The sequence below is a fragment of the Streptomyces sp. NPDC006610 genome (assembly GCF_040611575.1).
Taxonomy (GTDB): domain Bacteria; phylum Actinomycetota; class Actinomycetes; order Streptomycetales; family Streptomycetaceae; genus Streptomyces.
In genome coordinates this window covers 189,791-213,508 of record NZ_JBEXOP010000002.1, presented here as the reverse complement: position 1 = coordinate 213,508, position 23,718 = coordinate 189,791, and the positions used below count along the sequence as shown (strand labels likewise).

General features: G+C 73.6%; 22 protein-coding genes and 1 pseudogene. 6 read left to right on the top strand and 17 right to left on the bottom strand.

The window, feature by feature from the left end; all coding sequences use genetic code 11:
* Positions 1–108: 108 nt before the first annotated feature.
* Positions 109–2,589 (bottom strand): alpha-L-arabinofuranosidase C-terminal domain-containing protein, encoded by a 2,481-nt coding sequence (locus tag ABZY13_RS02710; protein WP_356627038.1) that lies wholly within the window; start codon positions 2,587–2,589, stop codon positions 109–111.
* 151 nt (positions 2,590–2,740) lie between these two features.
* Between ABZY13_RS02710 and ABZY13_RS02705 the strand changes: the two genes are divergently transcribed.
* The gene (locus ABZY13_RS02705; RefSeq protein WP_356627037.1) at positions 2,741–3,190 is read left to right on the top strand and encodes a DUF6314 family protein; all 450 of its coding nucleotides are present in this window, start codon (positions 2,741–2,743) and stop codon (positions 3,188–3,190) included.
* On the opposite strand, the gene ABZY13_RS02700 is transcribed toward ABZY13_RS02705, so the two are convergent.
* From ABZY13_RS02700 to ABZY13_RS02690, 3 genes are all read right to left on the bottom strand, one after another.
* Positions 3,172–3,768 (bottom strand): histidine phosphatase family protein, encoded by a 597-nt coding sequence (locus tag ABZY13_RS02700; protein WP_356627036.1) that lies wholly within the window; start codon positions 3,766–3,768, stop codon positions 3,172–3,174. The genes ABZY13_RS02705 and ABZY13_RS02700 overlap by 19 nt on opposite strands.
* A gap of 72 nt (positions 3,769–3,840) precedes the next feature.
* Entirely contained in the window at positions 3,841–4,284 is a 444-nt protein-coding gene (locus ABZY13_RS02695; RefSeq protein ID WP_356627035.1) for a GNAT family N-acetyltransferase, read from the bottom strand.
* A 317-nt stretch (positions 4,285–4,601) separates the two neighbouring features.
* Positions 4,602–6,035: a PLP-dependent aminotransferase family protein gene (locus ABZY13_RS02690; protein ID WP_356627034.1), complete on the bottom strand. Its 1,434-nt coding sequence runs from the start codon at positions 6,033–6,035 to the stop codon at positions 4,602–4,604.
* Here ABZY13_RS02690 and ABZY13_RS02685 point away from each other — a divergent pair.
* Together ABZY13_RS02685 and ABZY13_RS02680 are read left to right on the top strand one after the other, a co-directional pair.
* Entirely contained in the window at positions 6,034–6,948 is a 915-nt protein-coding gene (locus ABZY13_RS02685) for a DMT family transporter (RefSeq protein WP_356627033.1), read from the top strand. The genes ABZY13_RS02690 and ABZY13_RS02685 overlap by 2 nt on opposite strands.
* Before the next feature lie 49 nt (positions 6,949–6,997).
* A complete protein-coding gene (locus tag ABZY13_RS02680; protein ID WP_356627032.1) occupies positions 6,998–7,219 on the top strand; it encodes a DUF1918 domain-containing protein in 222 nt (73 codons plus the stop codon).
* Positions 7,220–7,250: 31 nt separating this feature from the next.
* Here ABZY13_RS02680 and ABZY13_RS02675 read toward each other — a convergent pair whose 3' ends face one another.
* Positions 7,251–8,474 (bottom strand): family 10 glycosylhydrolase, encoded by a 1,224-nt coding sequence (locus tag ABZY13_RS02675; RefSeq protein ID WP_356627031.1) that lies wholly within the window; start codon positions 8,472–8,474, stop codon positions 7,251–7,253.
* A 204-nt stretch (positions 8,475–8,678) separates the two neighbouring features.
* Between ABZY13_RS02675 and ABZY13_RS02670 the strand changes: the two genes are divergently transcribed.
* Both ABZY13_RS02670 and ABZY13_RS02665 read left to right on the top strand, forming a co-directional pair.
* Positions 8,679–9,554, top strand: coding sequence for a 3-hydroxybutyryl-CoA dehydrogenase (locus tag ABZY13_RS02670; RefSeq protein WP_356627030.1), 876 nt, complete (start codon positions 8,679–8,681; stop codon positions 9,552–9,554).
* A 208-nt stretch (positions 9,555–9,762) separates the two neighbouring features.
* Positions 9,763–10,020 carry a hypothetical protein gene (locus ABZY13_RS02665; protein ID WP_356627029.1) on the top strand — a complete coding sequence of 86 codons (258 nt, stop codon included), beginning with the start codon at positions 9,763–9,765 and terminating at the stop codon, positions 10,018–10,020.
* A 7-nt stretch (positions 10,021–10,027) separates the two neighbouring features.
* On the opposite strand, the pseudogene ABZY13_RS02660 reads toward ABZY13_RS02665, so the two are convergent.
* From ABZY13_RS02660 to infC, 9 genes and pseudogenes are all read right to left on the bottom strand, one after another.
* Positions 10,028–10,570 (bottom strand): annotated as a pseudogene (locus ABZY13_RS02660) (NUDIX hydrolase); the annotation flags it as partial.
* Positions 10,571–10,644: 74 nt separating this feature from the next.
* Complete coding sequence (locus ABZY13_RS02655) at positions 10,645–11,985, bottom strand: transcriptional regulator (RefSeq protein WP_356627028.1); 1,341 nt, start codon at positions 11,983–11,985, stop codon at positions 10,645–10,647.
* Between the two features lie 332 nt (positions 11,986–12,317).
* Positions 12,318–14,828 (bottom strand): phenylalanine--tRNA ligase subunit beta, encoded by a 2,511-nt coding sequence (gene pheT / locus ABZY13_RS02650; protein ID WP_356627027.1) that lies wholly within the window; start codon positions 14,826–14,828, stop codon positions 12,318–12,320.
* Positions 14,828–15,949: a phenylalanine--tRNA ligase subunit alpha gene (gene pheS, locus ABZY13_RS02645; protein ID WP_356627026.1), complete on the bottom strand. Its 1,122-nt coding sequence runs from the start codon at positions 15,947–15,949 to the stop codon at positions 14,828–14,830. The genes pheT and pheS overlap by 1 nt, the downstream gene beginning before the upstream one ends.
* 128 nt (positions 15,950–16,077) lie before the next feature.
* Complete coding sequence (locus tag ABZY13_RS02640; RefSeq protein WP_356627134.1) at positions 16,078–17,214, bottom strand: ATP-binding protein; 1,137 nt, start codon at positions 17,212–17,214, stop codon at positions 16,078–16,080.
* A gap of 92 nt (positions 17,215–17,306) precedes the next feature.
* A complete protein-coding gene (locus tag ABZY13_RS02635) occupies positions 17,307–18,155 on the bottom strand; it encodes an RNA methyltransferase (protein ID WP_356627025.1) in 849 nt (282 codons plus the stop codon).
* Positions 18,156–18,365: 210 nt separating this feature from the next.
* Positions 18,366–18,749: a 50S ribosomal protein L20 gene (rplT, locus tag ABZY13_RS02630; protein WP_356627024.1), complete on the bottom strand. Its 384-nt coding sequence runs from the start codon at positions 18,747–18,749 to the stop codon at positions 18,366–18,368.
* Positions 18,750–18,845: 96 nt separating this feature from the next.
* Positions 18,846–19,040 carry a 50S ribosomal protein L35 gene (gene rpmI / locus ABZY13_RS02625; protein ID WP_003977225.1) on the bottom strand — a complete coding sequence of 65 codons (195 nt, stop codon included), beginning with the start codon at positions 19,038–19,040 and terminating at the stop codon, positions 18,846–18,848.
* A gap of 112 nt (positions 19,041–19,152) precedes the next feature.
* Positions 19,153–19,818: a translation initiation factor IF-3 gene (gene infC / locus ABZY13_RS02620; RefSeq protein ID WP_356627133.1), complete on the bottom strand. Its 666-nt coding sequence runs from the start codon at positions 19,816–19,818 to the stop codon at positions 19,153–19,155.
* Between the two features lie 385 nt (positions 19,819–20,203).
* Between infC and ABZY13_RS02615 the strand changes: the two genes are divergently transcribed.
* Positions 20,204–20,560: a DUF1844 domain-containing protein gene (locus ABZY13_RS02615; protein WP_356627023.1), complete on the top strand. Its 357-nt coding sequence runs from the start codon at positions 20,204–20,206 to the stop codon at positions 20,558–20,560.
* 15 nt (positions 20,561–20,575) lie between these two features.
* On the opposite strand, the gene ABZY13_RS02610 is transcribed toward ABZY13_RS02615, so the two are convergent.
* From ABZY13_RS02610 to ABZY13_RS02600, 3 genes are all read right to left on the bottom strand, one after another.
* Positions 20,576–21,310, bottom strand: a complete 735-nt coding sequence (locus tag ABZY13_RS02610; protein WP_356627022.1) for an SseB family protein — start codon at positions 21,308–21,310, stop codon at positions 20,576–20,578.
* Between the two features lie 61 nt (positions 21,311–21,371).
* Positions 21,372–22,553, bottom strand: coding sequence for a type VII secretion-associated serine protease mycosin (mycP, locus tag ABZY13_RS02605; RefSeq protein WP_356627021.1), 1,182 nt, complete (start codon positions 22,551–22,553; stop codon positions 21,372–21,374).
* Positions 22,550–23,371 carry a hypothetical protein gene (locus ABZY13_RS02600; protein WP_356627020.1) on the bottom strand — a complete coding sequence of 274 codons (822 nt, stop codon included), beginning with the start codon at positions 23,369–23,371 and terminating at the stop codon, positions 22,550–22,552. Before ABZY13_RS02600 ends, mycP begins: the two co-directional genes overlap by 4 nt.
* Positions 23,372–23,718: the final 347 nt, after the last annotated feature.

Genomic DNA, 23,718 nt, shown 5'->3' with positions numbered 1-23,718 from the left:
GCGGGGGGGGGGGGGGGGGGGGCCGGGGGGCGGGGGGGGGGGGCGGGGCGGCGCGCGGGCGCGCCGCGCGCCCCCCGGCCCGCCCCCCCCCCCCCCCCCCCACGGCCGTCACCGCCGCCCGATCCGCAGGAACGTGACCGAGTTCGCCGGGAAGGTGTACGTGAACCGGTCCGCGACCCCGTCGAAGGTGGACGTCACCGGCGTCACCGGGGTGTCCGTCTCGGTGTTCGTCTCGTCGGGGGCGGCGGCCAGAGTGGTGACGCGGGCGCGGGGGGCGACCCGGGCGCCGCCGAGGTCGACGGCCGTACGGGCCGCCGCGGACTGGGCGTTGACGACCTTCACGATGAGGTCGCCGGTGGCCTCGTCCTCGGTGACGACCTGGCGGAACGGCTCGGCCGGCTTGTCGTCGGTGAAGCTGCCCCATTCCCGGCCGTCGAGGTAGAGGGTGACCTGGCGGCCGCGCACCTTGACGTCGATGTCGTAGGCGCGGCCGGTCTCGATCGACCCGGGCTTCGAGATCAGCGTCGACTTGCCTCCGTCCACGGCCTGCTCGACGGCGGAGCTGGTGTTGTTCCAGCCGCCGAGGTTCCACCAGTAGTAGTTGCCGGTGTCCTTGACTCCGAAGGCGACCAGGAAGCCCTCGTTGCCGGACTTCTTGGTGGCTCTGACGTGCAGGTCGTAGTCGTGCCAGGCGGGGTCGCCGGCCGTGATCAGGGTGTTCTCCGCGGCGGCGTCGGTCTGCACCAGCTCTCCGCTCTGGACGGTCCAGGCGCCCGTGCCGCCGTGCGTCCACCGCGAGGCGTCGCCGGAGAAGTCGTCCCGGAACAGCTCGGCGCCGTCGGCGGCGGTGACCCGCACGTCGTCGTAGGCGGCGCTGGTCGCCCAGGTGGACAGGCCGATCGCGCCGGAGATCGGGCCACTCACGTCCGGTGTGGTGGTGGCCGTCGAGGGGACGACGCGATCGCCGGTGTTGTTCATGAACAGCTTCTGGACCTCGTAGTTGGCCGAGCCCCAGGACGCGCGGTTGTTGAACCAGATCATGTCCGGGCGCCACTGCACGTAGTCCTCGTTGGCCAGCAGCGGCGCGTAGGAGGCCAGCTCGACGACGTCGGCGTTGCGCTCGAGGCCGGTCATGAACGCGGCCTCGGCCAGGGCGTTCTTCCAGGCGTTGCCCTGGGAGGCGTACTCGCCGAGGAAGACCTTCGGGCCCTGCCGGTCGTAGGAGTCGTAGCGGTCGTTGTTCTGGAGGAACCACTGGGGGCTGTTGTAGTAGTGCTCGTCGACCATGTCGACGCCGTCGGCGCGGTTGAGCTGCCAGAGGCGGTCGAAGGTCGTTCCGGTGTCGTCCGGGCCGGACTTGGAGACGAGCGTGATCTCGGGGTGCTCGGCCTCGATGGCGGTGCGGAACTTGCGGAAGCGCTCGAAGTACGCGTCCGGCAGGTTCTCCTCGTTGCCGACGCCGAGGTGGGTGAGTCCGAAGGGCCTGGGGTGTCCCATCCGGGCGCGCAGCCCGCCCCACTCGGAGGTCACCGGGCCGTTGGCGAACTCGATGAGGTCGAGGGTGTCCTGGATGTGCCGCCGCAGCAGCGCCTCGTCGTCGGTGGCCCGGTTCTGGCCGCAGCCGGTGACCAGCGCGGGGACGACGGGCAGCGGCATGGCGCCGACGTCCTCGGCGAAGCGGAAGTACTCGTAGTAGCCGAGGCCGTAACTCTGGTTGTAGCCCCAGAAGTTGGCGTTGGTGGCGCGCTGTTCGACCGGGCCGACGGTGTCCTTCCACTGGTAGGCCCGCTTGCGCTGCCAGCCGGAGGCCTCGCTGTAGTCCTCCATGGAGCCGGTGTTGACGATGCAGCCGCCGGGAAAGCGGACGAAGCCGGGCCTGAGCGCCTCGATCTTCTCGGCGAGGTCCCTGCGCAGGCCGCCCGGCTGGTTCTTGTAGGTGTCGCGCGGGAAGAGCGACACCATGTCGAGGGCGGCCGCCCGCGTCGCGGCGACGGTCAGCCGGCCGCGGCTGCTGGTGCGGGACGCGGTGAAGGTGGCGGTGTACTTGCGCCAGTCGCCGCGTACGGCCACCTGACGGGCGCCGGCCAGGCTGCCCGCGGCGTCGCGCAGGGAGACGGTGAGGGTGGTGCCGGAGGCGGCGCGGGCCCACACCGAGAAGTCGTAGCGCTTGCCCGCCTCGACCCGGATGCCGGTGTTGTAGCCGGAGTTCGTCACGGCCGAACCGGCGCCGAGGGAGAGGTAGTTGCGGTTGCGCTCGCCCAGCCGTCCGGCGTCGTTCAGGACCTCCGCGGCGCCGTCGGCCGACCAGGAGGTCAGCGGGGTGTAGCCGGCGTTGTCCGCCGTGGAGTACTCGAAGGAGCGGTTCTGCACCAGCTCGGCGTACAGCCCGCCGTCGGCGGCGCGGTTGATGTCCTCGAAGAAGACGCCGTACATCGTGTCGGCGATCGCCGGACCGGTGGCGTCCGGGTCGACGGTGATCGCGTAGTCGGCGACGGGCTCGGCGTGCGCGGGGGCGGGCAGAAGGGCGGTGGCCGTCAGGAGGGCGGTCGCGGTGAGACCGGTTCTCCAGCGGTTGCGCGTGCGTGACATGGAAGCTCCGCGGCTCGGGAGGAGTTCTCGATGCGTTCGAGATGTCGGACATTGGTCAGCACTTCGAACGGCAAGATAGGGAGGGGGCGGAGACGCGTCAATGGTTCGCACAGGGGCGGACGGGAACGGACAGGACGGAGAGCGGCAGGGGATGGGCGAGTTCTGGCCAGTGGTGGATGTGCTGGGGTATCTCGCCGGGCGCTGGCGGGTGGAGCGGGATGTGCGGGATCTGGCGAGCGGGGATGCCGGGCGCTTCGACGGCACGACGGAATTCGGCCATCTCGTCGAGCCCGGAGACGGGCTGCTGCACCGGGAGTCCGGCGTCTTCGTCTGGCGGGGCGTCGCCCGGCCCGCCGAGCGGACGCTGCGCTTTCTGCCGGGCCCGGCGCCCGGGACGGCCGACGTGCGGTTCGCGGACGGGCGGCCGTTCCACGACCTGGACCTCGCCTCGGGGCGGCACGTCGCCGACCATCCCTGCGCGGCCGACCTCTACCGGGGCGAGTTCACCGTCCGGGACGCGGATCGCTGGCGCTCGGTGTGGCGGGTGCGCGGCCCGGCGAAGGACCTGGTGCTGACGACCGGCTACACGCGCGTGGACTGAGCGAACCCCGCGTCGAAGCGGAGGTTCCAGCGTCCGGCGCGGCCGGTGACCGTGGTCGTGGACAGCGGGCGGACGTCGAGGTTCCAGTAGGTGGCGGGCGGCGCCTTCAGGGCGTAGACCAGGGCCGCGCGGATCACCGCGGGCTCGGCCACGGCGACGATCCAGCCGGCGTCGCCGTCGAGCGGCCGCGTGTCGAGCCAGCCGCCGACCCGGCCGATGAACGCCAGCAGCGACTCACCGCCGTGCGGCGTCGAGCGCGGGTCGGCGAGCCAGGCGTCCACCGCCTCGGGCTCGCGCGCCATCGCCTCGCCCAGGGTCAGCCCGCGCCACCGGCCCATGTCGCAGTCGCGCAGGGCGAGCTGGACCAGCGGCGCGTACCCGAGGGCGTCGCCGGTCGCGCGGCTGCGGGGCGTGGGCGAGCAGTAGCGCAGCTCGGCCGCCGCGAGCGGCAGAAGAGCCCGGGCGGCGAGCTGCACCTCGTCCCAGCCGGCCTGGTCCAGCGGCCGGTCGTCCTGGAAGCGCTCCGCGAGCAGCGGGGAACTGCGGGCGGCGGCGACGAACGTGACCCCAAGTGCCATGCGGGGATCGTGGGCCCGGAAAGAGCACAGGTCAAGGGGTGTTACCCGGGGGTTACTCAGGGTCGCCGGACTTCACCGGCCGGCCTCCTGATCGAAGACCAGGGCCATCCAGTGTTCGGGGTGATCGAGGGGCGCGAACCCGATCTTCTCGTACACCCCGTGGGCGTCGTGCGTGGCCAGCATGAGCCGCTTGAGCCCGTACTGCCGCAGGTGCTCGCGCACGGCGGTGACCATGGCCGTGCCGATGCCCTCGCCGCGCACGCCCGGATCGACGTAGACGTCGCACAGCCAGGCGAAGGTGGCACGGTCCGTGACGACGCGGGCGTACGCCACCTGCTCGCCCGTCGTGGTGTCGTACACCCCGAAGTTGAGCGAGCCCTCGATGGCCCGGTCCTGCTTCTCGCGCGTGCGCCCCAGCGCCCAGTAGGCGTCGCCCGACAGCCAGCGGTGCACCCGCCCGGCGTCGATCCGGCCGGCGTCCGCCGATATCTCGTATCCCTCGGCAAGCTCGGTCATGGGGGCAGGCTAGGGGGTGACATCGCCCTCCCGGCCGAGAGGGCCGCGGCGCCTGCCGCGAAGCCCCGGCCGGAAGGGGTCACCGCGCCTCCTCCGGAGTCCCGCCCAGGCGAAGCGCGGTGCCTCGCAACCCCCGCCGGAGGGACCACCGCACCCCTTCACAGCCCTCACCGGAAGCGCCACCGCACCACCCCGCCTCGGCGGCCCGGCCAGGAAGGCGCACGCACCCCTCCGGAGCCGGCCCGGAGGGCTCACGGCACCTCCTCCGGAGTCCGGCCCGGAGGGCTCACCGACCCCCGCACCCCCACCGGAACGGTTCACAGCACCTCGTCGCAGGCCGCCCTGAGTCGGCGCACCCCCTCGGTGATCTCCCCCGCCCCCGCGACGGCCGCGAAGCTCAGCCGGACGTGTCCGGCCGGGGGCTCGGCGCTGAAGTACGGCCGGCCCGGGGCGAGCGCGACGCCCGCGCGCAGGGCCGCCGCGGTCAGCGCCGGCTCGTCGGCTCCGTCGGGCAGCCGCAGCCACAGGTGATAGCCGCCGGACGGAACGTGCGGCAGGGCCAGTTCGGGCAGCCGCAGCCGCAGCGCGGCCGTCATCGCCTCGCGCCGCGCCCGCAGCTCCGCGGCGATGGCCCGCAGATGCCGCGGCCACGCCGGCGAGCCCACCAGTTCCAGCGCCGCCTCCTGGAGCGGCCGGGGCACGAAGAAGGTGTCGACGACCTGGATGGCCCGCAGCCGCTCCAGCACCGGCCCGCGCGCGGCGAGGGCGCTGACCCGGAAGCTGGGCGAGGCGGCCTTGGTGAGCGAGCCGACGTGCACCACGACGCCGTCGGGGTCGTCGGCGGCGAGCGGACGCGGCAACGGCGGCGCGTCCTCGTGCACGAGCCGCCGTACGAAGTCGTCCTCCACGACGAACGCGCCGGCCTCCCGCGCGATGCGCAGCACCTCACCGCGTCGCTCGGGGGCGAGCACCGCGCCGGTCGGGTTCTGGAACAGCGGCTGGCAGACGAAGACCCGGGCGCCGCTGGCGCGGAAGGCGTCGGCGAGCAGGTCGGGGCGCACCCCGTCCGGGTCGACCGGCACCGGGACCGGGCGCAGGCCCGCGGCGCGGGCGATGGCCAGCATGCCCGGGTAGGTGGGCGACTCGACCAGAACGGGCGCGCCGGGCGGGGCGAGCGCGCGCAGGGCGGTGGTCAGCGCGGACTGGCCGCCGGCGGCGATCAGGACCTCGGCGGCGGTGACGGTGTCGCCGATGCCGCGCGCGAACCACTCGCGCAGTTCCGGCAGCCCGTCCATGGGCGGTCTGCCCCAGGCGCCGGGGCGGCGGCCCGCACGGGAGAGGGCCGCGGCCATCGCCCGCTCCGGCTGCAGGGAGGGGTGCAGATAGCCGCCGTTGAACTCGATCACGCCGGGCGGCGGTGCGGCCAGTGAGGCGAGCACACCCGAGGCGTCCACCGAGCGCGGTACGTGTTCGCCGGCCGTGGCGGCGCTGAGGGCGACCTCCTGCCAGGAGGTGTCGCCGGTGGCGGGCCAACCGGTGCGGGGCCGGGCCCGGAAGGCGCCGGCGCCGGGCCGGGTCACGACCAGGCCCTCGGCGGCCAGTTGCGCGAGGGCACGGGAGACCGTCACCGGGCTCACCCGGAACCGTTCGACCAGGGCGCGACTCGACGGCAGCTTTCCACCAGGAGAGTAGCGGTCGAGCTCTCTCCGCAGCTGGTTCACCAGATCGCTCACGCTGCTACGCTCTTGCATGAGAATACAGAGTAGCGCTACCGCACCGACCCGGATAGCGGTCGACAGTCCGCCGACGGCCGCGTTCGGCACCCTCCAGGCCGCCCTCGGCGTCGTCGCCTTCTCCCTCACCTTCCCCGCGACCGCCTGGGGCCTCGAAGGCTTCGGGCCCTGGTCGCTCGTCGCCGTGCGCAGCGTGCTCGCGGCGCTGATCGCGGGCGGCTGCCTGCTGGCCCTGCGCGTCCCGCTGCCCGCCCGGAGCCACTGGCCGGGCCTCGCGGTGGTCGCCCTGGGGGTGGTGTTCGGCTTCCCGCTGCTGACCACGCTCGCGCTGCGGACGTCGACCACCGCGCACGCCGCCGTCGTGGTCGGACTGCTGCCGCTGACGACCGCCCTGCTGTCCGCCCTGCGGGTCGGCGCCCGCCCCTCGCGCACGTTCTGGGCGGCTGCCCTCGCCGGGGCGGCGGCGGTGCTGGCGTTCACGGTGACGCAGAGCGGCGGCGCGGTGAGCACCGCCGACCTGTATCTCTTCGCCGCGCTGCTGGTGTGCGCGGCCGGCTACACCGAGGGCGGGCGGCTGGCCCGGGTGATGCCGGGCTGGCAGGTGATCGGCTGGGCGCTCGTGCTGTGCCTGCCGCTGTCGCTGCCCGCCGCCGCGGTGGCGCTGGCGTACGAGCCGGTCGCGCTGACCGCCCACAGCGTGACGGGGCTGCTGTGGGTCGCGGCGGGCTCGCAGTTCCTCGGTCTGGTCGTCTGGTACCGGGGCATGGCGGCCGTCGGCATCCCCAAGGCCAGCCAGTTGCAGTTGGCCCAGCCCCTGCTCACACTGGTGTGGTCGGTGCTGCTGCTGGGCGAGCACCTGACGGTGGCCGCCCCGCTGACGGCCGCGGCGGTGCTGGTGTGCATCGCCGTCACCCAGCGGGCGCGCGGCTGAGCGCAGTGCGGTCACCGATCCGCACACGCACACGGTGAGGAGGCCCCAGATGCACGCAAGCGTGGGCGACCAGCTTGTCCAGCACGGCAGGGTGGTCGGTCAGCACGACAAGGTCGGCGAGATCGTCGAGGTGATGGGCCGCGGGGGCACTCCGCCCTACCGCGTCCGCTTCCAGGACGGTCACGAGGGCGTGTGCTCGCCCGGCCCCGACACCGAGATCCGCCACCGGGAGACGACGACCGGGACGGGGCAGTACACGAGCGGGCCGTAGGCGGGGTGAACGGCCGGGCCCGGGAGGCGGTTCAGCTCGGGGCCGGCGCCGGCTGCCGGTAGTGGTCGGCGACGACCCGCGCCATCGCCCCGTACGGATCGGCCGCGACCTCCTTGGCGGCGAAGAAGACGTGCCCCTCCACCTCGGGGTGGCGGCGCGCGAGCGTCAGATGCCGGGACAGCTCCGCCGGGTCGTGCCAGCCCGCGGGCTGCGCCGGATCGCCCGCCCGGTACAGCGCCTCCCCGAGGTACAGGCGGGTCCCGGTGCCCCGGGCGACGGCGGCCCACCAGGGCAGCAGCACGGCGTAGTCGGCGGCGGCGTTGCCGACGTGCCAGTACAGCTGCGGGCAGACGTAGTCGATCCAGTTCTCCCGCACCCACTTCCTGGTGTCCGCGTACAGGTCGTCGTACGTCTGCAGGGCCCGGGTGTCGGAGCCGCGCGGGTCGGTGGAGGCGTTGCGCCAGACCCCGAAGGGGCTGATCCCGAAGCGGGCGGCGGGCCGGACCGCCCTGATGCCGGAGGCCACGGTCCGGATCAGCCGGTCGATGTTGTCCCGCCGCCAGTCGCCGCGGGTGGCGAAGGCCCCGCCGTGGGCGTCGTAGGCCTCGTCGTCGTCGAAGGTCTGGCCGGCGATCGGATACGGGTAGAAGTAGTCGTCGAAGTGGACGGCGTCGACCGGGTACGTGCGCACCGCGTCGAGGATCGCCTCCCGCACGAAGGCGCGGACCTCGGGCAGGCCGGGGTTGTAGTAGAGCTTGCCGCCGTACGGGACGGTCCACTCGGGGTGGAGGCGGGCCGGGTGAGTGGGGGTGAGCCGGGTCGGGTCGGTGTGCACGGCGACCCGCAGCGGATTGAACCAGGCGTGCAGCCGCAGCCCGCGCGCGTGCGCCTCGGCGACGGCGGTGCCCAGCGGATCCCAGCCCGGGTCCCCGCCCTGGGTGCCGGTGAGGTATTCCGACCAGGGCTCGTGCGGCGAGGGCCACAGCGCGTCGGCCGTCGGCCGCACCTGGAGGATCACCGTGTTCAGCCGCCGCCGCACCGCCGTGTCCAGGTGGGCGATCAGCTCGGCCCGCTGCCGGGCCGCGGTCAGCCCCGGCCGGGAGGGCCAGTCCCGGTTGGTCACGGTCGCCACCCACATGCCGCGCATCTCGGCCGCCGCCCGGGGCCGCCCGGGCCCGGCGGCGGACGCGCCACTCGCGGTCGTCACGGTCGACAGCGCGGCCAGCGCGAACGCCCGCCGGGTCATCCGTCCCATGCACACCCCCATACGCTCGGCATCCGCTCGGTCACGGATGGTTCGGGGACCCAGAATGCCCGACGCGACGCCGACGGAACCCCCGCGGAATGCCGACCCCCGCGATCGATCATCGATACTTGGGAGTAACGTGCTCGAACGGAGCAGGCACGAGCAGGCGCCGAAACCCGGCGGACCTGTCCGCGGATCAGCGAAGGGGACGATGTGACCGACATCCCAGCGGGAGACATCGAGCGCGTCGGAGTGGTGGGCTGCGGCCAGATGGGTGCGGGCATCGCCGAGGTGTGCGCCCGTGCCGGACTGGACGTCAAGGTCGCCGAGACCACCGGCGAGGCCCTGGAGATCGGCCGCACCCGGCTGTTCAACTCCTTGGCCAAGGCCGCCGAGCGCGGCAAGATCAGCGAGGCCGAGCGGGACGCGACGCAGGCCCGGCTGAGCTTCACCACCGACCTCGGCGAGTTCGCCGACCGCGATCTGGTGATCGAGGCCGTGGTCGAGAACGAGCAGGTCAAGACCGAGATCTTCCAGGTGCTCGACCAGGTCGTGACGCGCCCGGACGCGATTCTCGCCTCCAACACCTCCTCCATCCCGCTGGTGAAGCTGGCGGTCGCCACCTCGCGCCCCGACCGGGTCATCGGCATCCACTTCTTCAACCCGGCCCCGGTGCAGAAGCTCGTCGAGCTGATCCCGGCGCTGACCACCTCGGAGGGCACGCTCGCACGGGCGCAGCTGTTCACCGAGAAGATCCTCGGCAAGCACGCCATCCGCGCCCAGGACCGCTCCGGCTTCGTGGTCAACGCGCTGCTGATCCCCTACCTCCTCTCCGCGATCCGGATGTTCGAGACGGGCATCGCCAGCCGCGAGGACATCGACAACGGCATGGAGCTGGGCTGCGCCCACCCGATGGGCCCGCTGAAGCTGTCCGACCTGATCGGCCTGGACACCGTCGCCTCCGTCGCGCAGAGCATGTACGACGAATTCAAGGAGCCGCTGTACGCCGCTCCCCCGCTGCTGCAGCGGATGGTGGACGCGGGGCGGCTGGGGCGCAAGAGCGGGTCGGGGTTCTACACGTACGGCTGACAGCCGATCACATGGCCGATTACTGACCGTCAGATTCCGGCCGGACAGGGCCCGGCGCCGGAAACGGCGCCGGGCCCGCCGCTTTCACTCCCCGTGTGCGCTCCGGGCCCGCATATGCCCTTCGCACACGCTCCCCGCGCACCCACCAGGGCGGTTGACTCATCATGCCCATGCAAGCAGTTGAGCCGAGCACGGAAAGGAGCGGTCAGTGACCGCCGAGCCCGAGCACACCGTCGCCCTGGGAGAACTCGCAGAGTTACGTCGCCGCCTCGATGTGGCGTACGCGCGCGTCGAGGGCGGGCTGGCGCTGCTCTCCCATCGCACCGAGGAGACCGCCAAGGAACTGGACGAGCTGAACGCGCGGCTGACCGCGCTGGAGCACGCCCGCTGGCCGCTGCCGTCGCTGGCGGCTCTCACCGCCGTGGGCGCGCTGATCGTGGCGGTGTGGCAGGCGCTGGGCCGGTGACGTGCCGGGGCGGGACGTCCTGGCCGAGCCGGAGATGGTGCAGCAGGAGCAGGGCGGCGGCCATGTTGGCGGCCGGGACCTCGCCGCGGGCCACCAGGTCGGGGACCACCTTGAGGGGGACCCACTCCCGGCGGTCCGACTCGAAGGCGTCCACGGGGTGTCCGGTGTACTCGCCCTCCTCGGCCCAGTAGATGTGGTGGCGGGCGTCGGTGAGGCCGTTGGACGGCTCCACGCTCATCAGATGACGCAGGGGCCCCGGTCGCCAGCCGGTCTCCTCCTCCAGCTCCCGGGCGGCGGCGACGGCGACGTCCTCGCCGTCCTCCACCACGCCGGCGGCTAACTCCCAGCCCCAGCTGTCGGTGATGAAGCGGTGCCGCCACAGGAGCAGCACCTCGTTGGCCTCGTTCACCACTGTGGCCACGGCGACGGGCCGCAGCCTGATCAGGAAGTGGTCCAGACGCCGGCCGTCCGGGAGCGCCACGTCTGCGAGATTGACGCTGAACCAGCGGTTTTCATACACAGTTTGTTCGTTCCGTTTCGTCCACTGCACGGTTCTGCCACCTTCCGACGGGTAAGGGGCAATATCGCAGCAGGGGCAGTCCGGTAGCAGACGTGGACGGGCGGTCACAGGGGCACGCGCAGCGCTCCGTCGATGAGTTCGGCGGCCTCGGCGGTGCCCGCGCCGCCGCTGCGCACCAGGTTCTCGCGGACCGCCCGGAGTCTGTCCCGCATCCGCTGCGACTCCATCCCGCGGGCCTGCTCGGCCATCTGGACGGCGATGACCACGGCCTTGTCGGCGTTGCCCCGGCGCAGTTCCACGGTGCTGAGCATGGCGAGCCGGTGCACCCGGCCGCGGTCGTGCGCCGGGTTGTCGACGGCCGCCTCGGCATGCTCCCTTGCGGCGGCCAGCTCGCCGAGGCTCAGCAGCGCCTCCGCCACTTGGACGTTGACGAGGCCGGGCTGCACATAGCCGGTCTCGTCGGGTTCGTGTCCGCGCCGGATGCGCTCGGCGGCCTGCTCGGCCCGGCGGATGCAGGACAGCGCGCTCGTGCCGTCGCCGAGGTGGGCGTACGCCTTGGCCTGCATCGCGTACAGGTCGGAGGCGAGGGCGGGGGTGATGTGGCGGCCCGCGGTGCGCAGCGCGGCCTCGGCGAAGGCGACGGCCTGCCGGTACTCCCGCATGAACAGGGACTGGTTGACCAGCAGGGCGATCACGTACGCGCCGAGCCCCCGGTCGCCGCTGGCCTTGGCCAGGCGCAGGGCCTGGTGGAAGTAGCGCTGGGCGAGGCCGTGCGCGTCGGAGTCGTAGGCGCAGATGCCGGCGATGGCCACCAGGCCGCCGGTGGCGCGGTGCAGCTGGCGGCCGGTGGCGTCGGTGTAGCCGCCGCGCAGCAGCGGAGCGGCCTCGGCGTTGAGGAAGCCGACGATCCGGGAGCGGGTCGCCACGCCGCCTGCCTTGCGGTACAGCTGCTCGTAGTGGGCGCGGGCAGCGCGCAGCATGTCCAGGTCGGCCGGGGTGACCCGGTGCCGGCCGCCGCGGGAGACGTCCACGTCCTCGGGCGGGTTCTCCCACTCCCACACCGGCATCACGGCGGGCGTGCCGGTGACGGCGGGGGCGCCGAGGAGGTGCGGCCGCTGCTGTTCGTCGGAGCGCCACAGGGCGGTGGCCCGCTCCACGAAGCCGGACAGGGAGGTGGGGGCGGCGCCGCCGGGTTCGCCGGGGACGCCGAGGCCGATGTCGTCCAGGGTGACGGACCGGTGCAGCCGGGCGGCGAGCACCTCGCAGATCAGATCGGGGACCTGGCCACGCGGGCGCTGGCCCTTCAGCCAGCGGGCCACGGCGGTGTGTTCGTAGCGCAGAGCGAGTCCGCGCGCCCGACCGGCCTGGTTCACGTGCGCCGCGAGCCCGGCGTGCGAGACTCCCGCCTCGTCCAGGATCGCGTCGAGCAGGGTGTTGGGCTGCATGGTGAGGGCCCCCTGGTGACTCGGGTGCCCGACAGCGTAGTGCGTCCGGATTCACACGGGGTGTGAACGGAATGCCCGCATCCGTACCGTGCGCGCACTGTCGCGGACCGTGACCGGCCGGTTGACTGGAGTACCTCGCAAGAGGCCGGCGGGCCGCCGGCTCCCCCTCGTACAGACGGCGGCCCCCACCAGGTCCACCCGCCCCGCCGCCTGCCCGACACTCCGTGGCGGGGCGGGTGGCGAGCCGGCCGGTACGCCCGTCAGGGGCGCGCGAGAGACGCGATCGGCCGGCCGCTGTCCGCGGCCGGCCGATGCGCGCACTCCTGCGGCGGTCAGCCCCGCAGCGCCGCCCCGGTGCGCTCGGCGGCCAGGGCCACGGCCGCGTCACGGGCGGCCGACGCCTCGTCGACCGTCAGCGTCCGGTCCCCGGCGCGGAAGCGGAGCGCGTACGCCAGCGACTTCCTGCCCTCGCCCAGCTGCTGCGCGTTCTCGTACACGTCGAACAGGCGGATGGACTCCAGCAGTTCGCCCGCGCCCTCGCGCAGCGCCGCCTCGACCTGCGCGGCCGGCACCGGACGGTCCACGACGAGCGCGACGTCCTGCGTGGCCACCGGGAAGCCGGAGATGCGCGGCGCCTGCGGAGTGTCGTCGCCGGCCCGCCCCACGGCGTCCAGGTCCAGCTCCATCGCGCAGGTGCGCTCGGGCAGGCCCAGCGCCTTCAGCACGCGCGGGTGCAGCTCGCCGGCGTGGCCCACGACCCGCTCGGCGCCGTCGGCGACGACCGCCAGCTCGGCGCAGCGGCCCGGGTGCCAGGGCCCGTAGCGGCCCTTGCGGACGACGAGTTCGGCGCCCGCCTCCCGGGCGACCGTGCGGGCCGCCTCGACGGCGTCGGCCCAGTCGCCGGGACGGCCCGGGCCCCACCAGCCGGCCTGCTCGCGGGCGCCCGCGAGGACGACGGCGACATGGCGCGGCTGCTCGGGCAGCGCGGCGTCGAGGCGGGCGATCTCCTCGTCGGTCGGACGCCGGTCCACCGGCAGCTGCACGGCGGCGACCTGCTCGGCGCGCGGCCGGAAGACCAGGCCGGTCTCGAACAGCGCCAGGTCGTGCGAGCCCCGCCCGTCGTTGCGCCGCAGCGCGCCGAGCAGACCCGGCAGCAGCGACGTGCGCAGCGCGGGCTCCTCGTCGTTGAGCGGGTTGACCAGCTTGACCACCCGGCGGGCCGGGTCGTCGGCGTCGAGGCCGAGCTGGTCGAAGACCTGCTCGGCGACGAACGGGTAGTTCGGCGCCTCGACGTAGCCGGCTCCGGCCAGTGCCCGGCCGACCCGGCGGTGCAGCCGCTGCCGGCGGGTCAGACCGCGGCCGGCGGGGGGCTTGGGCAGCGTGGAGGGCAGGTTCTCGTAGCCCTCCAGCCGGATGACCTCCTCGGCGAGGTCGTTCGGCTCCATGAGGTCGGGCCGCCAGGAGGGGACGGTGACGGTCAGCTCGTCCGACCCCTGGACGTCGCAGCCGATCTCCTGGAGCCGGCGTACGACGGTCTCGCGGCCGTAGGTGACGCCGGCGACCTTGTCGGGGTGGTCGGCCGGGACGGTGATGGTGTGCGGCGCGGAGGGCGCGACGACCTCGGTGACGCCCGCCTCGGCGGTGCCGCCGGCGAGCAGCACGAGCAGGTCGACGGTGCGCTGCGCCGCGGCGGAGGCGGCCTGCGGGTCGACGCCGCGCTCGTAGCGGCGGGACGCCTCGGACGACAGCTTGTGCCGGCGTGCCGTGCGGGCGATGGACACGGCGTCGAAGTGCGCGGCCTCGATGACGACGTCGGTGGTGCCGCCCTCGGCGTCGTGGTCGGCGATCTCGGTGTTGGCGCCGCCCATGACGCCCGCGAGCCCGATGGGTCCGCGCTCGTCGGTGATGACCAGGTCCTCGGCGTGCAGCGTGCGCGTCACGCCGTCCAGGGTGGTGAGCTTCTCGCCCTCCTCGGCCCGGCGCACGCCGATCGCGCCCTGGACGAGGGAGCGGTCGTAGGCGTGCAGGGGCTGGCCCAGCTCCATCATCACGTAGTTGGTGACGTCGACGGCGAGGGAGATCGGGCGCATGCCGACCTTCTGGAGCCGGCGCTGGAGCCAGATCGGGGAGCGGGCCTCGGGGCGCAGTCCGCTGACCGTGCGGGCGGTGAAGCGGTCGCAGGCGAGCGGCTCGGAGACCTCGACGGGGTAGCCGTGGGCGTTGGGCGCGGGCACGTCGAGCAGGGCCGGGTCGCGCAGCGGCAGGCCGTAGGCGATGGCGGTCTCGCGGGCGACGCCGCGGATGGACAGGCAGTCGCCGCGGTTGGCGGTGACGGCGATGTCGAGGACCTCGTCGACCAGTTCGAGCAGTTCGACGGCGTCCCGGCCGACCTCGGTCTCGGGCGGCAGCACGATGATGCCCTTGCTGCCGTCGTCGCCCATGCCCAGCTCGTCGCTGGAGCAGATCATGCCGTGCGAGACCTTGCCGTAGGTCTTGCGGGCGGCGATGGCGAAGCCGCCGGGGAGTTCGGCGCCCGGCAGGACGACGACGACCTTGTCGCCGACGGAGAAGTTGCGGGCGCCGCAGACGATCTCCTGCGGCTCGCCGGTGCCGTTGGCGGTGCCGACGTCGACCGTGCAGAAGCGGATCGGCTTCTTGAAGCCCTCCAGCTCCTCGATGGTCAGCACCTGGCCGACGACCAGGGGGCCCTTGAGGTCGGCGCCGAGCTGTTCGACGGTCTCGACCTCCAGACCGGCCGAAATGAGTTTGGCCTGGACGTCACGGCCGGTTTCGGTCGCCGGCAGGTCGACGTACTCCCGCAGCCAGGAAAGCGGGACCCGCATCAGATCTCCATCCCGAAGGGCCGGGTGAACCGGACGTCACCCTCGACCATGTCTCGCATGTCATCGACGTTGTGGCGGAACATCAGCATCCGCTCGATGCCGAACCCGAAGGCGAAGCCGCTGTACTTCTCCGGGTCGACTCCGCAGGCGCGCAGCACGCGCGGGTTGACCATGCCGCAGCCGCCGAGCTCGATCCAGCCCTCGGAGGAGCAGGTGCGGCAGGGCCGGTCCGGGTTGCCGACGGACTCGCCGCGGCAGACGTAGCAGACCATGTCCATCTCGGCGGACGGCTCGGTGAAGGGGAAGAAGTTGGGCCGCAGCCGGGTCTTCATGTCCTCGCCGAACAGGGACTGGACCATGTGGTCCAGGGTGCCCTTGAGGTCCGCCATGGTCAGGCCCTCGTCGATGGCGAGCAGCTCGACCTGGTGGAAGACCGGGGTGTGGGTGGCGTCCAGCTCGTCGGTGCGGTAGACGCGGCCGGGGCAGATCACGTAGACCGGCAGCTCGCGTCCGAGCAGGGAGCGGATCTGGACGGGCGAGGTGTGGGTGCGCAGCACCACGCCGGAGTCGCCGCCGCCGTCGGGACCCTGCACGAAGAAGGTGTCGGCCTCGCCGCGGGCGGGGTGGTCGGGGCCGATGTTGAGGGCGTCGAAGTTGAACCACTCGGCCTCGGCCTCGGGGCCCTCGGCGACCTCGTAGCCCATGGCGACGAAGACGTCCTCGATGCGCTCGGAGAGCGTGGTCAGCGGGTGGCGGGCGCCGGCCGGCACACGGTCGTACGGCAGGGTGACGTCCACGTCCTCCTCGACCAGTACCCGGGCGTCCCGCTCGGCCTCCAGCTCCGCCTGGCGGGCCGCGAGGGCCTTGTTGACGGCGCCCCGGGCCTGGCCGACGCGCTTGCCGGCGTCCGCCTTGGCGTGCGGGGGCAGGGCGCCGATCTCGCGGTTGGCCAGTGCCAGCGGTGAGGCGCCGCCGGTGTGGGCGACCTTCGCCTCCTGGAGCGCGTCGAGGGAATCCGCGGCGGCGAAGGCGGCGAGCGCCTCGTCCCGCATGCGCTCGATCTCTTCCGGTTTCAACGCCTCGACCTCGACAGGGTCGTACGACTTATTCGGTGCCGACATCTCTTCCCGTGCTTCCGATTGGCTGGCTGAAGGTCCCCGTCAGCGACTCAGGAGGCCGTTTCACGGGACGCAAAGGTGCCAAAGGCCGAGTCTAACGGGGTGGGGCTGGACGAATGCGCCCGTGGCCGTCAGGCGAGATACGCCGGAGCGGCCACGGGCAACGTAAATCGGAACTCGGCGCCGCCGCCGGGGGCGCGGCCGACCGTGATGGTGCCGCCGTGGGCCTCGACGATGCCCTTGACGATGTACAGCCCGAGGCCGGTGCCGCCGCGCTTGCTGCCCCGCCAGAAGCGGGTGAAGACGCGGTTCATGGACTCCTCCGGGATGCCGGCGCCCTCGTCGCTCACGGTGACCGACGTCGCGGCGTCCTCCCCTTCGCGGGGGGACGGGGCGGGCGTGACGTCGATGGTGACGGTTCCCTCGCCGTGCCGCACCGCATTTTCGATGAGGTTGCTGAGCACCTGGTCGATCTTGTCGGGGTCGGCCCACAGGGCGGGCAGGGGCTGCTGGATGCGCAGCAGGAACCGGTCGGCGGGCAGCCCGGCGGCGACGTAGGCCTGGATGTGGCGGCCGACGGCGGCGCCGATGTCGACGGGCTGGCGGCGCACCTCCAGGCGTCCGGAGTCGATGCGGGAGATGTCGAGCAGTTCGGCGATGAGCCGGGTGACCCGGTCGGCGTCGGCGTCGACCGTCTCCAGCATCAGCCGCTTCTGGTCGTCGGTGAACCGCTCCCACTTGGCGAGCAGGGTGGCGGTGAAGCCCTTGACGGAGGTGAGCGGGGAGCGCAGTTCGTGGGCGACGGTGGCGATCAGCTCGGCGTGGCTGCGCTCGGTGCGGCGGCGGGCCTCGGTGTCGCGCAGGCAGACGACGACGCGGGTCACCGGGCCGAGGGGGGCCGTGCGGATGTAGCGCGCGGAGACCAGCACCTCACGGCCGCCGGGCAGCAGGAGGTTGCGCTCGGGCTGGCGGGTGCGGGTGGCGAGGCCGCCGTAGGGGTCGGTCAGCTGCCACCAGCGTCGGCCCTCCAGGTCCTCCAGGGGGAGCGCGGCGTCCAGCGGCTGTCCGAGGGCGCGGGCCGCGGGGACGGCGGTGATCCGCTCGGCGGCGGCGTTGAAGCGGACGACGCGGCCGTGCTCGTCGGCGACGACCAGCCCGTCGGGGAGGTCGTCCGGGTCGATGCCGGGCGCGGCGGATTCGCCGGTGCGGGGCGCGGGCGGACGCCGTACGTCCGGGCCTCCCGGTGCGCTGCTGGTGCCGACGCTCATCCCCGTGTCCCACCTCTCAGATGGCATGGGGGTACCCCCTGCTCAGACCGGTCCGAGAGCTCGGGGGCGTTTCCCCCGGGCTGGTCACCCTACTAGCTCTCGGTGACGGAGCGGCAGCCCGTGGCGGCGCGCTGTGCGCGGGCCGAGGCGTACAGACATACGGCCGCGGCGGTCGCGAGGTTCAGGCTCTCGGCCCTGCCGTGGATGGGGACGCGGACCACGGCGTCGGCGAGGGCGCGCGTCTCCTCGGGGAGCCCCCAGGCCTCGTTGCCGAAGACCCAGGCGGTGGGGCCGCCCATGGCGCCCTTGTCCAGCTCCTCGTCGAGATCGCGCTCCCCCGCGCCGTCGGCGGCGAGGATCCGCACGCCCGCCCTCCTGAGCCCGGCCACGGCGTGTTCGACGGGGACGCCGACGGCGACGGGCAGGTGGAAGAGGGAGCCGACGGAGGCGCGCACGGCCTTGGGGTTGTACAGGTCGACGGAGGCGTCGGTGAGGACGACGGCCTCGGCGCCGGCGGCGTCGGCGCAGCGCAGCACGGTGCCGGCGTTGCCGGGGTCGCGCACGTGGGCGAGGACGGCGACCAGCCTGGGCCGGGCGGCGAGGACGTCCTCGAAGGGCGTGTCCAGGAACCGGCAGACCCCGACCAGGCCCTGCGGGGTGACGGTGGTGGAGATGTCGGCGATGACCTGCTCGTCGGCCAGGTGGACGCGGGCGCCGGCGGCGCGTGCCGCGCCGATGACGTCGGCGTGCCGCTCGGCGGCCTCGACGGTGACGAACAGCTCCACGAGCGTGTCCGCGTGCCCGGCGGCCTCCCGTACGGCCTGCGGCCCCTCGGCGAGGAACAGCCGCTCCTTCCCCCGGAAGTTCCGCCGGGCCAGCCGGCGCGCGGCGGACACCCGGGGGGAACGGGGAGAGATCAGCTCGGGGAGGGCGGGGGGCATGCGATCCTTCACCTTCACAAGTAACTCGACGGCTGGTGCGGCGCGCCCCTCAGGGCGCGGGGCTGTATCCATGTACGGCTCCGCCGCGTGGGCGCGACCAGTCACAACCGGCCCCGCGGCCGAGAGACGGCAGTGGCGGACGGCAACGACAGGACCCGCAGGCTTCGTACCTGCGGGTCCCGTTACGTCGGCTCAGCAGCCCGTGCGGCGTCACGCGGCCTTCGGCGCGTTGACGTCGCTCGGCAGCGCCTTCTTGGCGACCTCGATCAGCGCGGCGAACGCGCCGGCGTCGTTGACGGCCAGCTCGGCCAGGATCTTGCGGTCCACCTCGACGTTGGCGGCCTTCAGACCCTGGATGAAGCGGTTGTAGGTCATGCCGTTGGCGCGGGCAGCGGCGTTGATGCGCTGGATCCACAGCTGACGGAAGTCGCCCTTGCGCTTCTTGCGGTCGTTGTAGTTGTAGACCAGCGAGTGGGTGACCTGCTCCTTGGCCTTGCGGTACAGGCGCGAACGCTGACCGCGGTAGCCGGAGGCCTGCTCGAGGATCGCCCGGCGCTTCTTGTGGGCGTTGACTGCCCGCTTGACGCGTGCCACTTGTTAACTCCTTGTAGCGGGGCCGTGGGTGTCCTCACACGGCCCGAAATCGATTGGGTCCCGGTCGAAGATCAGGCGCGGCGTACGCGCCCGACGTCACTTGCCGAGAAGCTTCTTGATCTTCGCGGCGTCGCCCGGGGCCATCTCGGCGTTGCCGGTGAGGCGACGCGTCACGCGGGACGACTTGTGCTCGAGCAGGTGGCGCTTGCCGGCGCGCTCACGGAGCACCTTGCCGGAGCCGGTGATCTTGAAGCGCTTGCTGGCACCGCTGTGCGACTTGTTCTTCGGCATAGCGCCGTTCTCTCCTCGTCAGTGGCGCTCCGGTGCCCGGTCGCGAGAACCGGGCACAGGTGGAGCGTCGCTCTTGTTTCGGATACTGCCTGGGACGGGTGTGTCCCCGGGGTCACGCCTCGGCGGACGCCTCGGCGGAAGCCTCGGCAGGCGCGTCGGCGTTCACGGCGTCCGTGTCCGCGGCGTTCTGCGAGCGGCCGGGGTTGGCCTTCGCCTCCGCCTTGCGGGCTTCCTGCGCCTGGCGAGCCTCGGCCATCGCCTCGGTCTTCTTCTTGTGCGGACCGAGAACCATGATCATGTTGCGGCCGTCCTGCTTCGGGTTCGACTCCACGAAACCGAGGTCCTGGACGTCCTCCGCGAGACGCTGCAGCAGCCGGTAGCCCAGCTCGGGCCGGGACTGCTCGCGACCACGGAACATGATCGTGATCTTGACCTTGTCGCCCTGCTTGAGGAACCGGACGACGTGACCCTTCTTGGTGTCATAGTCGTGCGGGTCGATCTTCGGCCGGAGCTTCATCTCCTTGATGACCGTGTGCGCCTGGTTCTTGCGCGCCTCACGGGCCTTCATGGCCGACTCGTACTTGAACTTCCCGTAGTCCATGAGCTTGCACACGGGCGGACGGGCGTTCGCCGCGACCTCGACCAGGTCCAGGTCGTACTCCTGCGCAAGCTCCAGTGCCTTGGCGAGTGGGACGATGCCCACCTGCTCGCCACTGGGACCGACAAGTCGCACCTCGGGAACGCGAATCCGGTCGTTGATGCGGGGCTCGGCGCTGATGGATCCTCCTCGGTAGCACCACGCGACGGTCTGGCGGACAGCCGCGTAACGTCTGTGTTCGTTAGACCTAACCGCGCCGAGACACGAAAAATGCCCCGGACGATCACAGGCGGGGCTCCTCGAACTACCGGAGCACCGCCGCGGGGATCGCGGGGCGCACTTTCGGGCGGATGGCCGCCACAAGGGACGGCACCGCCTGACCGGTGACCCGCCGCCCGGTGGGCGGTCGGGTGGGAGTTCGAAAGCCTCCACTTGTAGGTCGGGCTCGCGGGCCGTGAGGCATACGTGTCCGACCGGTCGTTACACAAGGTTAGCAGCTCGGCCAGGCGAGGGCTAACCGAGGCTGACTGGGGACCGGCGCCGCGGTGCCCCTATCGTGTCCGGCATGAGTGACTCCTCAGCCGACACGCCCGATTTCAACGAGATGACCCGCGACATCGCCGAGGTGCCCGCGGTCGAGGTGATCGTGACGGTCGCCGTCAATCTGATGAGCGCCGCCGCGGTGAAGCTCGGTCTCACCGAGGAGGGCGAGAAGCACAAGGACCTGGACGAGGCCCGCAAGCTGATCCACGCCCTCGCCGGTCTGATGGACGGGAGCGCGACCGAGATCAGCTCGTTCCACGCGGCGCCGCTGCGGGACGGCCTGAAGTCCCTGCAGCTGGCGTTCCGCGAGGCCTCCGTCGTCCCGGACGAGCCGGGGCAGGGGCCGGGCGAGAAGTACACCGGCCCGGTCTACGGCTGACGGGCCGGCGCCCGCTCACGACGACTTCACGTACAGGGGCTCGCCCGGAGGCGTGGTCCCGGCCGGCAGCAGTGCCAGGTCGAGGCCGCGCACCAGGCGGGCCCTGAGCGTTTCGTCGGCGGCGATGCGCCGGGCCACCGAGCGGGCGGCGTCGGCGGGGCTCGCGGCCGGGTCGAGGACGAGGGCGAGGGTGCCGTCGGCCTGTCCGGGGCCGAGGTGGGCGCGGACGACGCCGGGCTCGGCGGCCACCGCGGCCCGGACCGCCGCGAGCACCGCGGGGTCGGCGAGCGGATCGACCGTGGTCCGTCCCTCGGCGAGCGCCCGCAGGGCGGCCCCGGTCAGCTCGAACGGCACCGGCCCGGCCAGGTCCAGGACGACGGTGTCCGCCTTCTCGTGCGCCGCCGCGCGCAGCGCCTGGTGCAGCGGTACGGCCACGGGGCGGGCCCGCGGGTCCCAGCGGGCCAGCGACGCGGTGGAGGTGAAGGCGGGCAGCGCGGTCCGGCCGCCGGCTCTGAGGGTGGGGACGGCCATGTCGCTGGTCTTCTCGCGGCGCAGACCCTTCTCGTCCTCCTCCACCTCGCCGAGCACGGCGACGACGGGCACGAGCAGCCGGGCGCCCTCCAGCGCGCGCAGCACCGGCTCGACGGCGGTCCGGTCCTCGGCCCAGGCCGCGAGGGCGGCGCTCAGCGCGGGGTCGGCACGGCCGTCGTCGTCGGCGTAGCCCGGATCGGGGATGTTCTTGTTCGCCACGTCCCCGACCCTATCGGGGGCGGACGCGCGCGCCGGGGCCGGGCGGGTGGCGGTCCGGGCGTCAGAAGGCGTCGTACGCGCGCCGGCCCCGCCACAGCACGACGGCCGCGACCAGCAGGACCCCGCCGACGCTGCCCGCCAGGGGGGCCGCCCAGCCGGTGGCGTCGTCGGCGCGGTCGGGGGCCTCGGGGCCGGGGCCGAAGTACTCGTCGCCGTACGCCGCCGACCGCAGGCCCTGCGGCTTCAGGCCGGCCGCCCTCTCGATGGCGGCGGCCGGGTCGACGAAGCCGAAGCCGCGGGAGTCGTCGCGGCCGTCGGCCGGGGCGTTGCGGGCGGTGTCCTGGAGGAGCCGCTTGATCTGGGCCGGGGTCAGGCCCGGGTGGGCGGCCTTCACCAGGGCGACGGCGCCGGAGACGAAGGCGGCGGCGGCGCTGGTGCCCCAGCCCTCGTAGTACTTGCCGTCCGGGTCGGCGATGACGACGTCGACGCCGGGGGCGCTGACCGTGGCGTACCAGCGGCGGGTGGAGAAGGAGGCGCGGGTGCCGTAGCGGTCGACGGCGGTCGCGGCGATCACGCCGGGATAGGCGGCCGGGTAGGAGATGTGGTCGCCCTTCTCGCCGCCGTTGCCCGCGGAGGCGACGACGACGGCGCCCTTGCGCAGCGCGTACTGGACGGCCTCGTCCTCGGCGGGTTCGGGGTGGGCGGAGGCGGAGTCGTCGCCGAGGGAGAGGTTGATGACGTCGGCGCCCTGGTCGGCGGCCCAGCGGATGCCGTCGGCGAGCGCGTTGCCGCGGGTCTTGCGGGCCTTGGCGCGGGAGGGGTCGCCGTCCTCCAGGATCACCCGGACCGGGAGGATCCTCGCCTCGGGGGCGATGCCCATGACGCCGTCGGCGTTGCCGGCGCCGTGTCCGTGGCCGGCGATGATCCCGGCCATGGCGGTGCCGTGCCGGGCCCAGGCACGGTCGCCGCGGCGCGCTCCGAAGCCGACCATGTCCTTGGTGGGCAGGACGTTGCCGGCGAGGTCGGGGTGCCGGTCGTCCACGCCGGTGTCGAGGACGGCGACGGTGATGCCGGCGCCCCTGGTGGTCCGCCAGGCCTGCTCGGTGTGCATGGCCTCCAGGGACCACTGCTGGGCGCGGATGCCGTCGGCGTGGGCGGCGGTGGGCGGGACGAGGGCGAGGGAGGCGGCGAGCAGCCCGCTGAGCAGGGCGGCCCTCCGGGTCGTCGTGCGGCTCGGGCTCATGAGGGCTGCTCCGTGGCCGAGGTGATGTTCCTGCGCAGGCTGCGCTCCACCCGGTCGGCGAGGCCCTTGGCCTCGTGGCCGAGGCCCGCCTGGGCGGGGGCGGTGGTGGCGCCGGAGCGCATGGCCTCAGCGGCGGGCTGGGGGGCGTCGACGCGGCGGCCGTCGGCCCAGCCGGAGACGGCGTAGACGACGACGGGGGCCTCGGTGAGGACGGAGACCGTCCAGGAGGCGCGCTGGTCGTCGCCGAACGCGGCGGCCGGGGTGCCCTTCGCCGCGTACGGGCGGGGCATCAGGTCGGTGCGGCGGGCGAGGCCCTCGCGTTCGAACCGCCGGTCCAGCGAGCGCATCGCGGCGGCGTCGGCCTTGGTGAAGAGCAGGCCGACGGTGGTGACGTGGCTGCGGGTGGCGTCGGTGTAGGTGGCGCGCAGCAGGCGGGCGCAGCCGACCGGGGCGAGGGCCTTGCGCAGCAGCGGGTCGAAGGCGCCGGCGCAGCCGCTGTCGGGGGCGACGGCGATACGGGTCCAGGTGCGGTCGGCGCCGCCCGGGCCGGCGCCGGTGCCGGCCACGGTGGGCGGGAAGAGCTGGTCGACCGGGGCGCTGTGCCACAGGTCGGCGGCGGCCGCGAAATTCCCGCGGCCCCCGTCGCCGCCGGACCCGCCGACGAGCCAGCTTCCGGTGACGGCCCCGCCCATGAGCCCGAGGCCGAGCACGACGCAGACCCCGGCGGCGACGAGCCGGCCGTGCCGTCGCAGTGGCCGGTCGTCGTAGGCCTCGGGCTCTGCGAACCGGACGACGGGACGGACCGTTTCACCGGGCACGGACGGGGCGCTCCAGGACAAGGCGGGGCCGGGGGGCAGTGAGGGCACGGGAAGGGCGGGCGCGGGCTCGGCGGGGACGGGGCGCAGCCGCCGGGTCGTCCCGGTGGCCGCCTCGGGTGGCGGCGCGTCGCCGGTGCGGTGGGGTGGGGGCGCCCCGGCGGAGGGGGGCCGGGTGGTCCGGGTCGGTCCAGGTGCTCGGCCGCCGTCCGGCGCGGCGCCGGGTCCCGGATCGCCACCGGGGCGCCGGCCGTCGCGGCCGGCGGCGGGAGGCGTGTCGGGGAAGCGGGCCGAGGCGACGGGCGGGGGCGGGGTGAAGGGGCCGCCGGCGGCCCCGTGGGACGACGGCT

Excerpts from the sequence above, each read along its gene's own strand:
- ABZY13_RS02710 (WP_356627038.1), bottom strand. The coding sequence starts at position 2,589 with ATGTCACGCACGCGCAACCGCTGGAGAACCGGTCTCACCGCGACCGCC.
- ABZY13_RS02705 (WP_356627037.1), top strand. The coding sequence starts at position 2,741 with ATGGGCGAGTTCTGGCCAGTGGTGGATGTGCTGGGGTATCTCGCCGGG.
- ABZY13_RS02700 (WP_356627036.1), bottom strand. The coding sequence starts at position 3,768 with ATGGCACTTGGGGTCACGTTCGTCGCCGCCGCCCGCAGTTCCCCGCTG.
- ABZY13_RS02695 (WP_356627035.1), bottom strand. The coding sequence starts at position 4,284 with ATGACCGAGCTTGCCGAGGGATACGAGATATCGGCGGACGCCGGCCGG.
- ABZY13_RS02685 (WP_356627033.1), top strand. The coding sequence starts at position 6,034 with ATGAGAATACAGAGTAGCGCTACCGCACCGACCCGGATAGCGGTCGAC.
- ABZY13_RS02690 (WP_356627034.1), bottom strand. The coding sequence starts at position 6,035 with ATGCAAGAGCGTAGCAGCGTGAGCGATCTGGTGAACCAGCTGCGGAGA.
- ABZY13_RS02680 (WP_356627032.1), top strand. The coding sequence starts at position 6,998 with ATGCACGCAAGCGTGGGCGACCAGCTTGTCCAGCACGGCAGGGTGGTC.
- ABZY13_RS02675 (WP_356627031.1), bottom strand. The coding sequence starts at position 8,474 with ATGGGACGGATGACCCGGCGGGCGTTCGCGCTGGCCGCGCTGTCGACC.
- ABZY13_RS02655 (WP_356627028.1), bottom strand. The coding sequence starts at position 11,985 with ATGCAGCCCAACACCCTGCTCGACGCGATCCTGGACGAGGCGGGAGTC.
- pheT (WP_356627027.1), bottom strand. The coding sequence starts at position 14,828 with ATGCGGGTCCCGCTTTCCTGGCTGCGGGAGTACGTCGACCTGCCGGCG.
- pheS (WP_356627026.1), bottom strand. The coding sequence starts at position 15,949 with ATGTCGGCACCGAATAAGTCGTACGACCCTGTCGAGGTCGAGGCGTTG.
- ABZY13_RS02640 (WP_356627134.1), bottom strand. The coding sequence starts at position 17,214 with ATGAGCGTCGGCACCAGCAGCGCACCGGGAGGCCCGGACGTACGGCGT.
- ABZY13_RS02635 (WP_356627025.1), bottom strand. The coding sequence starts at position 18,155 with ATGCCCCCCGCCCTCCCCGAGCTGATCTCTCCCCGTTCCCCCCGGGTG.
- rpmI (WP_003977225.1), bottom strand. The coding sequence starts at position 19,040 with ATGCCGAAGAACAAGTCGCACAGCGGTGCCAGCAAGCGCTTCAAGATC.
- ABZY13_RS02615 (WP_356627023.1), top strand. The coding sequence starts at position 20,204 with ATGAGTGACTCCTCAGCCGACACGCCCGATTTCAACGAGATGACCCGC.
- mycP (WP_356627021.1), bottom strand. The coding sequence starts at position 22,553 with ATGAGCCCGAGCCGCACGACGACCCGGAGGGCCGCCCTGCTCAGCGGG.